At 66.1% G+C, this 11,853-nt stretch carries 9 protein-coding genes; 5 read left to right on the forward strand and 4 right to left on the reverse strand.

All coding sequences use genetic code 11. From position 1 onward, the window contains the following. Window positions 1-59: 59 nt before the first annotated feature. Window positions 60-797, forward strand: coding sequence for a CsgG/HfaB family protein (locus tag HKW67_RS16080; protein ID WP_171226356.1), 738 nt, complete (start codon window positions 60-62; stop codon window positions 795-797). Window positions 798-802: 5 nt separating this feature from the next. On the opposite strand, the gene HKW67_RS16085 is transcribed toward HKW67_RS16080, so the two are convergent. The 3 genes from HKW67_RS16085 to HKW67_RS16095 are packed head-to-tail and all read right to left on the reverse strand — an operon-like array spanning window position 803 to window position 5,485. Beyond that, window positions 803-3,232 (reverse strand): InlB B-repeat-containing protein, encoded by a 2,430-nt coding sequence (locus tag HKW67_RS16085; RefSeq protein ID WP_171226357.1) that lies wholly within the window; start codon window positions 3,230-3,232, stop codon window positions 803-805. 7 nt (window positions 3,233-3,239) lie between these two features. Beyond that, on the reverse strand, window positions 3,240-4,469 hold the full coding sequence (locus HKW67_RS16090) for a hypothetical protein (protein WP_171226358.1): 1,230 nt from the start codon (window positions 4,467-4,469) through the stop codon (window positions 3,240-3,242). Continuing rightward, entirely contained in the window at window positions 4,466-5,485 is a 1,020-nt protein-coding gene (locus HKW67_RS16095) for a CsgG/HfaB family protein (protein WP_171226359.1), read from the reverse strand. Before HKW67_RS16095 ends, HKW67_RS16090 begins: the two co-directional genes overlap by 4 nt. Window positions 5,486-5,655: 170 nt before the next feature. Here HKW67_RS16095 and HKW67_RS16100 point away from each other — a divergent pair, with 170 nt between their 5' ends. Beyond that, entirely contained in the window at window positions 5,656-7,092 is a 1,437-nt protein-coding gene (locus HKW67_RS16100; RefSeq protein ID WP_171226360.1) for a M48 family metalloprotease, read from the forward strand. Window positions 7,093-7,376: 284 nt separating this feature from the next. Here HKW67_RS16100 and HKW67_RS16105 read toward each other — a convergent pair whose 3' ends face one another. Continuing rightward, on the reverse strand, window positions 7,377-8,570 hold the full coding sequence (locus tag HKW67_RS16105) for an MFS transporter (RefSeq protein ID WP_171226361.1): 1,194 nt from the start codon (window positions 8,568-8,570) through the stop codon (window positions 7,377-7,379). A 48-nt stretch (window positions 8,571-8,618) separates the two neighbouring features. On the opposite strand from HKW67_RS16105, the gene HKW67_RS16110 reads away from it, so the two are divergent. From HKW67_RS16110 to HKW67_RS16120, 3 genes are read left to right on the forward strand one after another with little or no spacing between them, the layout of a single operon-like run. Next, window positions 8,619-9,089 carry a hypothetical protein gene (locus HKW67_RS16110; protein WP_171226362.1) on the forward strand — a complete coding sequence of 157 codons (471 nt, stop codon included), beginning with the start codon at window positions 8,619-8,621 and terminating at the stop codon, window positions 9,087-9,089. Next, window positions 9,089-10,567, forward strand: a complete 1,479-nt coding sequence (locus HKW67_RS16115) for a class I adenylate-forming enzyme family protein (protein WP_171226363.1) — start codon at window positions 9,089-9,091, stop codon at window positions 10,565-10,567. Before HKW67_RS16110 ends, HKW67_RS16115 begins: the two co-directional genes overlap by 1 nt. Window positions 10,568-10,591: 24 nt before the next feature. Then, a complete protein-coding gene (locus tag HKW67_RS16120; protein WP_171226364.1) occupies window positions 10,592-11,836 on the forward strand; it encodes an SLC13 family permease in 1,245 nt (414 codons plus the stop codon). The last annotated feature ends 17 nt before the right edge of the window (window positions 11,837-11,853 follow it).

Here is an 11,853-nt window from a genome sequence, read left to right on the forward strand (position 1 = left end):
GAACGAAATGGACGTCCGACGGTATGTTCTGGGAATCTCACCCATCGGAGAATACCCGCATGATCGCTGCCTCGCTCGTTCGCCGCACTCGCAGGGCTCTGGCCGTCACTGCACTGACCGTGCCCCTGGCGATCGCCACGGCTGGTGCACAGGGCACCCCGTCGACCCGTCCGACCGTTGCCGTCATGTACTTCACCAACGGCGCCATCAGCAACAATGCGGAATATGCGCCCCTCAGCAAGGGGCTCGCGGAGATGATGATTACGGAGCTGTCGGCCAACACGAACATCCGCGTCGTTGAGCGCGATCGACTGCAAGCGCTGCTGGCCGAGCAGGATCTTGGCGCGACTGGCCGTGTGGAGAAGGAAACGGCGGCCAAGATCGGCAAGACGCTCGGCGCGCTGCACATGCTGATGGGCAGCTTCGTGATCGACACGAAGCAACGGATCCGCATGGACGTCCGCGCGATCAATACGGAGACGTCGGAGCTCGAATACGCCACCTCCGTCACGGGCAAGGCGGACAACATGCTCGAGCTATTGGGCGCGCTGGGCACGAAGTTGAACGCCGGGCTCAAGCTTCCCGCGGTGCCGTCGGGCTTTCAGGAAGGGGCGGCGGTGGGCGCCAAGGGCCCGAACCAGCTGCGTTCGATGATGCTGATCAGCCGCGCGCTCGAGGCGCAGGACAAGAAGAATTCCACGCAAGCGGTCGCGCTGTACAAGGAAGCGGTGCAGGCGAATCCGAACAACGCTCGGGCGAAGACCTTGTTGGCCTCCGCCGAGCGTAGTGCGAAGTAGATGCGTTACTGCGGTACGCCGCCCTGCTTTTTGATGAGGGGCGGCGGTGCGATGCCGCTGCCGGAGTAGAAGTACGACTGACCGGAGGTCGTGTTGACAGTGGCCACGATGGTGCAGATCGGGCCGCTCATCTCCTGACACGGCGCACTCCAACCCGAGAAGAAGTCGTCGGCCCCCGGCGCGGCTTCCAGGCGAACCGTTTCGCCGATCACCAGCTTGTACGCGCAGTTCCCGATCGAGGCGAGACAGCTGGAGTTCTGTGTCGGCGACGTGATGTTGACGCGCGAACCCGCGCCGCCGTACACCGACAGATTGAAGGTGACCGCCGGAACGAAGCGCGCGGTGACGCTCACGTTGCTGGATGGTGTGAAGGTGCAGACGGGGTCAAAGCGGAATGCCGAGCAGGCGCCGCCCCACGCTGACAGCGTTGAATTGGCATTCCCCGTCGCGGTGAGCGTGATCGATCCGCCGCCGCTGACGGTCTTGCCGCACACGCCGGTCGTGGACTGTCCGGCGAACGCGCAGTTCAGCGACACATCCGAGGTGGACACCGTGCCTCCGCCCGTGGAGTTCGCGCCGGCACTCACCGTGACGATACTGGCCAGCGGACCGAAGGCGAGCCCCACACCGGCGTTCCCGGTGAGCGTGAACGCGCAGGGCAGCGACGAGCCGGAGCAGAGCGACCCGGAGTAGCCCACGAAGCCGGTGTTCGCCCCCGGCTGCGCGAGGAGCGAGACCACCGATCCGAGATCGAGGATAATACTGCATCCGATCGACGTAAAAGCCGGCGTCTTGGTGCAGAGCGTCGTGCCGTTCACCGAGACACCGCCGGTGCCTGAACCGGTCAGCGAGAAGGTCACGGTGCCCGTGAGCCGCGTGAACGTGGCGCCGACGGCGCGGGCCTGGTCCATCGTGACCTGACACGTGGTTGCACTACCGGTGCAGGCGCCTGTCCAGCCGATGAACGTCGAGAACGATCCGGCGCTGGCCGTCAGCGTGACGAGGTTTCCGAACGTCACGCTGCTGCTGCACGTGCCCGTGTTCACGTTGCTGCTGCGTGTGCACGAGATCACGCCCGACGCGAGGATCGATCCATTGCCCGTGCCGCTCGGCGTTGCGGTGAGCAGCACCGGTGCGTCGAAGCGCGCACCCGGCGCGCGGTTCGTGTTCATCGTGAGTGTACACGTATTGCCGGTGCTGCTCGCGCAGTCGCCGCTCCACGCGCGGAAGCTGTTGGGCGACGTGGCGCTCGCGGTAAGCGTGACCGATGAACCGTCGGTGACGTTGATCGAGCAATTGCCACTCGTGATGCCGGCCGTGATCACGCAGTTCAATCCGGCCGGACTCGTGATCGAACCGGTGCCATTGCCGGTGCCGGTGATGGTGAGCGTGCGGAAGGCGCGCAGGGACACGCCGACGGTACGGGCCTGCGACGTGGCAATGGTGCAGGTGGTGCCGATGGCGGCGCTACAGTCGTTGGTCCACGACAGCAGTTCGGAGAGTGCGGCGGGGGTGGTCGTGAGCACGACCGACGCGTCACCGGGGAAGGTGAAGGCGCAGGTGCCGGTGAGCACCGAGCCGTTCACGGTGCAGTCGATGCCGGCGGGCGCCGAGCGAACGGTGGCTTGTCCGGAGGTGCTGGTGGAAACAATGGTGAGCGCGGCGGGAAGCGGCACCGAGCGAACGACCACGGTGGTCACGCGACCGGCGGTTTGAGCGGTGATCGTCGCGGTGCCGGTGGTCACGGCGGTGACCAATCCATTGGCGTTCACCGTCATCACGCCCGGCGCGCTGCTGCTCCAGTTCACCGTACGTCCCGTGATTACGCGCGCGGCACCATCGAGGACAACGCCCGCGAGCTGCATCGTGCGCGTGATCTCCATGCGCAACGGCTGTCCGGCGGCGACGACATTGGCACTGGGGGCGTCGATGCGAACCGTGCCGACTTCGTTCAAAGCGATCGGCGCCGTCACCGTTTTCTGCACGCCGGGACTGAGCGAGATGGGTCCTACGGTCTGGCGATCCACGGCGGCCCCGTCGAGTACGAGATCGACGAGGAGACGGACGACGCATTCGTCGTCCGCCGGCGGCAAGGCGGCACCGGTGGAGCCCGTGCCGGCGGTCAAGCCGGCGCGCGAGTCGTCCGCGAGACACGCCGCGAGATCAATGCTGATCGGGACCTGCTGGGTGGGCACGTCGGACAGCGTGATCGTCTGCGTGCCGATGTCGACGGTCGTTCCACCCTGCCGCAGGTAGGCCGACTGCACTTTGAGCTGGACGACCGACGCCTGGGAGGCCATGACCGAAGTCGTGAGGGCGATGCTGGCCGGCGCGTTACGATCGGGGCTGGTGACATCGGCGGGATCGCTGCAGGCGGCGAGCAACGCGGCGACTGCGGTCAGGCCGATGCGGATGGGCTGCTTCATGGAAGTCATCGGCGGCTCAGAAGCGGGTTACAACGAGGAAACCCACCGAACCACCAACGAACGATGTGGAGGGGGCGGCGGAGTCGCGCACGGACAGGCTTCCGGCCTGGGCCCGGACATACGGCTGCAGCGAGAGGTTGCCGGAGCGGGCGATCAGACCGAGCGTGCCGCCTCCGCTGATCACGCCGGACGTGGCGAGCCCCTGATTGATCGCGAGACCGCTGTGGTACCGACCGTCGGCGGTGACCAACAGGTCGAGTGACCGGCGCAGCGGAATGCTGGTGCGCAGACCGCCGTCGATGTAGTTCGCCGACGAACCATTCACCTTGACGCCATCGCGTTCGAACTGGGAGCGGAAGCGGTGCGCGGTCCAGAGCACCAGTTCATTCACGCGCGGGGCGGCGAGCTGCAGCTGGATATCGGTCGTGACGATCGGTCCGAGACGGACGGTGGCCAGCGGCCGGGCGCTGCTCGAGGAGGGATCGCGCAGTTCGTCGGTGTCGTAGAGGTCGGCGGCGCTGCTGATGCTGAGTCGATGTTTGCCGACCAGGCGATCCAGACCGATCGAACCCCGGATTACGTTGCCCGGCTGGTAGTCGCCCGAAGGCGCGCCGGCGGTGAGGGCGGCCACCGGCTGATAGGTGCCGCGCATTTCGTACGAGCCGCCGACCGCCACGGCCCAGGCGCCGATCTTCCGGGCGACGACCAGCCCGACGGTACCAGCGGGTCCGCCGCCGACCGGCGGTGCGCTGAGTCCGAGCGCGGGCGCGGCGCTGGCCCGGAGTACGGTGAGATTGTCGACGCTGAGTTCGGTCTGTCCCGTTGGCGCGTTGACGCCGGCGGTGAACACCAGGCCATCGTTGAACAGGCGACCGGTGGCGCGCACGCGCACGTCGCTGACACCGGACAGCGTGAGGTTCTGGCGCGCGCCGGTGCGCGGGTCGAAGCCCAGCCGCACCGTCGAGTAAACCGATTGCAGGTCGACGGTCCACTGGCTGCCAAGCGGCACGGCCAGTGAGATCGGGACCGAGAACTGCGAGATGCTGCGGAGGCGGATGGAATCGCGTCCTGCTCCACCGGGCTGCGTGTAGCCGTTGCCGCCGAACTGGATCATATCGGCCGTGACGCCGGCCCCAAGCGCGCTGGTCCCGATGAGGCGATCCTGTGCGTGCGCGACGGTCGGCAGCAGGGCGGCGGCAGCGGCAAGTGCGATCCGGCGCCGGACGTTGGAGAAGGCGGCGCTCATGGACGCACCACCGTGATCACGATGATCCCCTTGGCGTTCGGAAAGGACGGATCGGTCGCGGTGGACACGGCACGCGAGACGTTGGTGACGAGATCGAGCGGCCGATTGAGGCGATCGACGGCCGTGGAGATGGCGCGATCGAGCGGTCGCACGCCGGGAATGGCGACGGGGTTGCTGGTGCCGATGGCGCCGATCACGCGCGCTTCGATCTCACGATCGCGGGCGCCCTGAAAACTCTTGTCGATGCGGTGGGCTTGGCGGAACGCGTTGGCGGCGCCCTTCGAATCCCCCTGATAGGTGCGCTGTACGCCGCGTCCGTACGCCAGCAGGGCGGCCACACTCTTGGTGGGCTGCTGCTCGATCTCGGCGCGTTCGGCTGGCGAGAGCACGATGCCGAGCGACTGGAAGAGTCGGAACACCAGCTCCTTCTCGGCCGCGAAGATCTCGGCCAGTGGGGCACGGGCATCGACGGCCGTCGTCACGGTGGACTTCTCGACATCGCCGATCCGGGCGCCGAGTCGAATGGTGCGACCGTCGGGCAGCGGCTCGACGGAGCCGAAGATGAGCCGTTCGGCGCTCACGAGTCGACCGACGCGCGGCGCGGTGGCAGAGTCGACACGCCCCGAGGCCGCGAGATCGAGTTCACGCAGCACTTCGCCCAGTCGGGCCCGCTCGACGACGGTGAGGCCTTTGCTGAGCGATAGATCGGTCGAGACGAGGTCAGCCAGCGCGAAGGCCAGCGGCACCAGCGTAGTGTCGCGCCCCAGGGACGCAAACGGCGGCACGCCGATGACGCCTCGTCGCGTGCCGTTACCGGCCTGTTCAGCGGCAAGCGCGCGGACCCGGGCACTGTCGGCCGCGGTCACGGGGCGCGCCGCGGTAGCCGGCACAGGTCGCGAACCGGCACAACCGGCGGCGAGCAGCAGAGACAGCGCCGGCGTCACGATCGACAACCACGGGCGCCCGCCCGCGGAAGGATGTGACGGCGGCAACGGACGCAGATGCGTGGAAAGCATGACGGGGGGCAGAAGAAACACGACGCACAGATTGCGGAGTACTCAGGGTGCGAATGTGCCGTCGGCATTCCTGAGGGTCAAGCGAAATGCCGGATGAGGCACGTAGCTTGCCCAGTGTGTATGTGATGTGTGACGATGTACGTGTGACCAAACGAATACGGAGGAATACCATGGGGACAGGACTGCGCCGTGCTGCAGCTTGCGGGCTGCTGCTTTCGACAGGCGCCTGCGCGACGAATCCCGTGACGGGACGGCGCGAGCTGTCGCTCATCTCGGAATCGCAGGAAATCCAGATGGGCAAACAGGCCTCGGCCGGTGATCTGCAGCGGGTCGGTGAATACCCCAGCTCAGAAGCGCAGGCCTTGGTGAAGCGCATCGGTACGCAGATCGCGGCCAAGTCGGAGCGTCCGAATCTGCCGTGGGAGTTCCATCTGCTCGACGATGCGGCGGTGAATGCGTTCGCCTATCCCGGCGGCTTCATCTTCGTGACGCGCGGCTTGATGACGCACCTGAACAGCGAAGCGGAGCTCGCCGAGGTCATCGGGCACGAGATCGGTCACGTGACCGCAAAGCACACGGTCGCTGCGATGAGCAAGCAACAAGTCGCCCAGATCGGACTGGTGGGCGCGAGCATTCTCTCGCCGACGGTCGCCAAGTACGGCGATGTGCTGGGCTCCGGTGCCGGACTGCTTTTCCTCAAGTTCGGTCGTGATGACGAACTGCAGGCCGACGCGCTCGGCTTCCAGTATTCGCTCGCGCAAGGCTTCGATGTGCGTGAAGCGGCGAATGTGTTCACGACACTCGGTCGTTTGGGCGACGGTGGTGGTCGCGTGCCGGAGTGGCAGAGCACGCACCCGGATCCGGGCAATCGCGTGCAGCGTGCCGAGCAACGTGTGGCGGAACTGCCTGCCGGCGCGTTGTCGAACACGAAGGTCAATCGTGATACGTACATGCGACTGCTGAACGGCATGGTCTTCGGCGAGAATCCGCGTCAGGGCTATTTCCGCGGCACGCGCTTCCTCCATCCGGATCTCCGCTTCGAAATCACGTTCCCGACAGGCTGGAAGACGGCGAACATGCCGGATGCGGTCGTCGCGGGAAGCCCCGACAACGGTGCGCAGATCCAGCTCGTCCCGGGCCAGGGCACGCCGACACAGGCGCTGCAGGGCTTTCTCGGTCAGCAGGGCATCGTGGTCGGTCAGAGCGGCCAGACGACGATCAACGGTCTTCCGGCAGTGATCGCATCGTTTACGGCGCAGACGGAGCAGGGCGGCCTCGCCGGCCTCGCGATGTCCGTGTCGCATCAGAACACGACGTACCTGATCTACGGCATCATGGCGCAGCAAGTCGCGTCGCAGCGTGGTGCCGAAGTGGAGGCGTCGATCCGCTCGTTCAAGCCACTGAACGATCCGGCGCTGATCAACGTGCAACCGGGACGCGTGGAGATCGTGACACTGCCGTCAGCGATGAACGGTACCCAGTTCCTGCAGCGATATCCGAGTACGATTCCTGAAGCCCAAGTGCTGATCATCAACGGCATCCAAGCCGCATCGACGCTGCCGCGTGGTGCGCTCATGAAACGTGTGGTGGGCGGGATTGGTTCGTGATGGCCGTGGGGAACTCTGGGGATACGAACGGAAACGGCGGTTCCTGACTGACACGGATACGAACCGATAGGAACTGATAGGAACGGATCTGCTCCGTGGGATACGACGGGCGTTGGCTTGTCAACAATTGGTGATTTTTCTGGTAATAAGCAAAAGGGCAACGGCGCGATTGGCCGTTGCCTTCTTTGTTCGCAAGAAAAAACTTATGTGCACCGGCGATCATGGTGACATCACACGGAGCCGATCCGTTGCTATCGGTTGCTATCGGTTCGTATCCGCGTCAGTCAGGAACCGTTCGTTTCCGTTTCTATCAGATCAGTCGGAGGCTTCGGTTTAGGGCGCGTGTGGATCAACAGCGCGCCCGCCAATGAAACAACGGCGCCGACGAGGAAGGGGATCGACAGTGAACTCGCGCTCGCCACACCGCTGGCGGCGAACGGACCGATAACCCGGCCCATCGACGCGGCGCCCTGGTAGGCGCCCAGCACGCTGCCGCGTTCGTGTGGTTCGGCGGCGTTCGCGACGAGGCCGCTCATGCTGGGATTGAAGAGGGCCGAGCCCACGCCGAAGATGCCGAGCGCGAAGAGCAGCCACGCCATCGAGTGCGAGAAGGGAATGCAGCCCATGCCGACGCCGACGAGAATGGCGCCGATGCGCGTGAGTGATTGTGCGCCGAAACGCTTCGTGAGCGGGCCGATCACGCCGCCCTGCACCACCACAGACACGACGCCGACGAAGCCGTAGATCCAGCCCAGCGCGCGCGGACCCACGCCGAGGCGGTCGGCGGTAAACAGCGCCAGCGTGCTCTGAAAGAGCGCGACGGCGGCCACCACGATAACCGTCGAGAGCAACAGATCGCGCAGCACCGGGCGCGCGAAGTAGGTGCGCATGCCCGTACGCTTCGTGGTCGACGACCGGCGCTTTTCCGGCGGCAGCGATTCGGGGAGTCGGAACAGCGTCAGCACAAATGCGACGAGCGACAGCACGGCGGCGCCGTACGCCACGCGGGCGAACGCCGAGCCGTCGTCGGGATTCGCACCGGCCAGCATTCCGCCCAACGCCGGGCCGAGAACGAAGCCCATGCCAAAGGCGGAGCCGAGCAGGCCGAGCGCCTTGGGCCGAGTGTCGTCGGTAGTGATATCCGTGGTGTAGGCGTAGGCCGCCGAGATGTTGCCGGCGGCGAGTCCGGCCACGATGCGTGAAATCGCCAGCATGGTGCCCGTCGTGCTGAAGGCCAGCATCGCCGAGGCACCGGCGTTGGCGAGCAGCGTGATCAGCAGCACGGGGCGTCGGCCGATGCGATCCGAGAGACTACCCCAGATCGGCGCGCCCACCAGCTGCCCGAGCGAGTACAGCCCCAGGAAGAAGATGACCGATGCCGGTGCGACACCGACATGCTCGGCGTAGAACGGAAAGACCGGGATGATCATCCCGAACCCGATCAGGTCGAGAAAGACAACGAGAAAAAGTGTGAACACTGGGTGAATTGGGGTGGCTGCGCCGCGGGCGGGAGAGAAGATTGGGGGATGGCCGATGATTCTGGCAATTCTCCCTCCGAAATGGCGCCCGATCGTGAAGCGCGCATTCTCGATGATCTGCAGGATGCTGTCCAACGCATGCACGTGCTCGCGCGTTCGCCGCGGATCGTGCTGGCCTCTGGCACACGTGCCCAGGGCGCCCGTCCGATGGCTTGGCAGGCGCTGTTCGAGCGGAGCTTCGGCGGCGAACTGCCCCCGGTGAGCTATCGCGGTGCCCCGGCGTCGGCGTTGACGACCGTGCTCGCCAAGGGCTTCGACAGCGAGCCGACGCTCGGCAGCGGATGGTCGCACCCCCGATTGCGCGATGCGATGACCATGGGGCCGGTCATTCAGGTGTTCCGGTCTGATCGACTCCCCGACGATGTCGGGCGGGCACTGCTGGGGGTCATCGTGTTTGAAGAGGACGGCCTGCAATTGGCGGGTGTGCGCGCGATCGTCCGTGAGTTTGGCCTGCAGTAATGTCACTCCTCGGATTGTACGATCGCTCGCTGCTGGGACGGGCGGCGACTCCCGCGCTCGACTACCTCGGCACGTCCGGAGAGGCACTCGGACTGACATTCGGCGCGCTCGAGGCGCGGAGTAATCGGATGGCGCACGCGCTGCGCGCGCGCGGCGTGCAGGCCGGTGATCGGCTCGCGTTTTATCTCACCAACCGGATCGAGGTCATCGACCTCTGGTTGGCGTGCATCAAGACCGGCATCATCGTGGTGCCCGTGAACGTGCTCTATCGTGAACGCGAGATCACGCACATCGTGAGCGATGCCGCGCCGGTCGCGGTGATCACGACGTCGGCGCAGCTGGGTGACCTGCCGCAAGGTGTGATCTCCTGGAGCCTCGAAGCCTTGGTGGCCGAGGCGGCGTCGCAGGCAGTCACGCGCAGCACCGTGTTGTGTTCGGCCAATACGCCGGCCGCGCTGGTCTATACGTCGGGCACCACTGGCGCGTCGAAGGGGGCCGTGCTCACGCATGGCAACTTCGCCGCGAATGCGCTGGCGCTCACCAGTGCCTGGGAGTTCACCAGCGACGATCGCTACCTCGCGGTGCTGCCGCTCTTTCACGTACATGGACTCGGTAACGGGCTGCATGTGTGGCTGCTCAGCGGCTGCCACATGCGGCTCGCCGAGCGGTTTGAGCATGAGCGCGCGGCCGACTGGTTCGAGACCTACCAGCCCACTGTGTTCTTCGGTGTGCCAACGATGTTAGTGCGGTTGCTCGACGTGGCGCCGGAGCGCGCGGCCGCGATCGGCACGCGCACGCGGTTGTTCGTGTCGGGCTCGGCGCCACTGCCGGCACCCGTGATGGACGCCTTCCGTGAGCGGTTCGGCCACGTCATTCTCGAGCGCTACGGCATGACCGAGACGCTCATGAACGTCAGCAACCCGTACTACGGTGAGCGGCGCGCTGGAACCGTGGGTTTTCCAATGCCGCTGACGGCGGTGCGTATCGTCGACGAAAACGGTCAGGACGTGCCCGACGGCACGAGCGGAGAGTTGTGGGTGCGCGGGCCGAATGTGTGCGACGGCTACTGGCGTCGACCGGAGGCAACGGCGGCGGCGTTCACGGACGGCTGGTTTCGCACCGGGGACGTGGGTGTGCGCGCGACCGATGGCTACATCACGCTGGAAGGTCGGCGCAGTGATCTGATCATCTCGGGAGGCTTCAACATTTATCCACGCGAGATCGAAGAGTTGCTGGCCGAGCAGGAGGGCGTGCGCGAAGCAGCCGTGGTGGGTGTGAAGGACGCGGTGCGTGGTGAAGTGCCGGTGGCCTATGTGGTGTGTGACGCGGCCGTCGACCTGGACGCGCTCGCGCAGCAGGTCCGCACCCAGTTGGCGTCGTTCAAGGTGCCGCGCGGTTTCGTGCGGGTGGATGCACTGCCGCGCACGGCGCTGGGCAAAGTGCAGCGGCATCTGCTGCCGCCGTGGACGATCTCGTGAGCCGGACGGCATGAGCGAGCCCGCATGAGTCCCGCGCTGCTGTCACTGCTGGCCCTGCTGCTGGTGGTGGCGGCCAGTCTCACCTCACGCGTGAATGTCGGCGTGCTGGCGGTGGCGCTGGCCTGGGGCATCGCGACGTTCGCGGCCGACTGGAAAGTCGAACAGTTGATGGCGGTGTTTCCCTCGTCGCTGTTTCTCACGCTGTTGGGGGTGACCCTGCTGTTCGGCGTGGCGCAGGCCAATGGCACGATGCAGGCCGTCTCGCAGCACGGCGTACGGCTCCTCGGCGGGCGGTCCGCCCTGTTGCCCCCGTTCTTCTTCGTGCTGGCCTGCCTGATCTCCACCAGCGGACCGGGCGCCATCGCGACCACGGCACTCCTGGCCCCCTTGGCGATGGGCATCGCGCATCGGGCGAAGGCGCCGATGTTGCTGATGGCCCTGATGGTGGGGAACGGGGCGAACGCCGGCAACCTGTCGCCGATCAGCGCTATCGGTGCGCTGGTGCAGACCCTGATGGCGAAGGCCGGGCTGGGCGGCCATGCGACCGAGGTCCTGGTCATGAACTTCGCGGCGCACGCGATCGTGGCGATCGCGGCGTGGGCGATGTTCGGCGGACCGGCGATGCTGAGCCACGGTCGCGTGGTGGTCGACGAGGAGCGCACCCCCTTCACGCGCGCTCACTGGACGACACTGGCCGTCGGCGTCCTCTGGGTGAGCAGCGTGCTGCTGTTCAAGTTCAACCCCGGGCTCACCGCCTTCGCCGCGGCGGCGGTGCTGGTATTGATTGGTATCGGCGACGACAGCGCAATGCTGAAGCAAGTGCCTTGGCCGGTGATCGTGATGGTGTGCGGGGTGAGCGTGCTGATCGGCGTGCTGGAGAAGACCGGGGGCATGGATCTCTTCACGACGCTCCTGTCGAAGCTGGCCACGCCCGGCTCGGTGAACGGGGTGATCGCCGGCGTGACGGGCCTGATCTCGACCTATAGCTCCACCTCGGGCGTCGTGTATCCGGCGTTTCTCCCGGCGGTGCCGGGGCTGGTCGCCAAGCTCGGTGGCGGCCACCCGCTGCAGATCGCGATCAGCATCAACGTGGGTGCGGCGTTGGTCGACGTCTCACCGCTCTCGACGATCGGCGCCCTGTGCATCGCGGCTGTTCCGGCCGGTCACGACACGAAGCAGCTGTTCCGTCAGCTCCTGATGTGGGGCTTTGCCATGACGATCGTGGGTGCGCTCTTCTGTCAGTTCCTGGTGCCAGTATTCATTCGCTGACGATGTCCTGCTGTTCA

This window comes from Gemmatimonas groenlandica, assembly GCF_013004105.1.
In the GTDB taxonomy this organism is placed as follows: domain Bacteria; phylum Gemmatimonadota; class Gemmatimonadetes; order Gemmatimonadales; family Gemmatimonadaceae; genus Gemmatimonas; species Gemmatimonas groenlandica.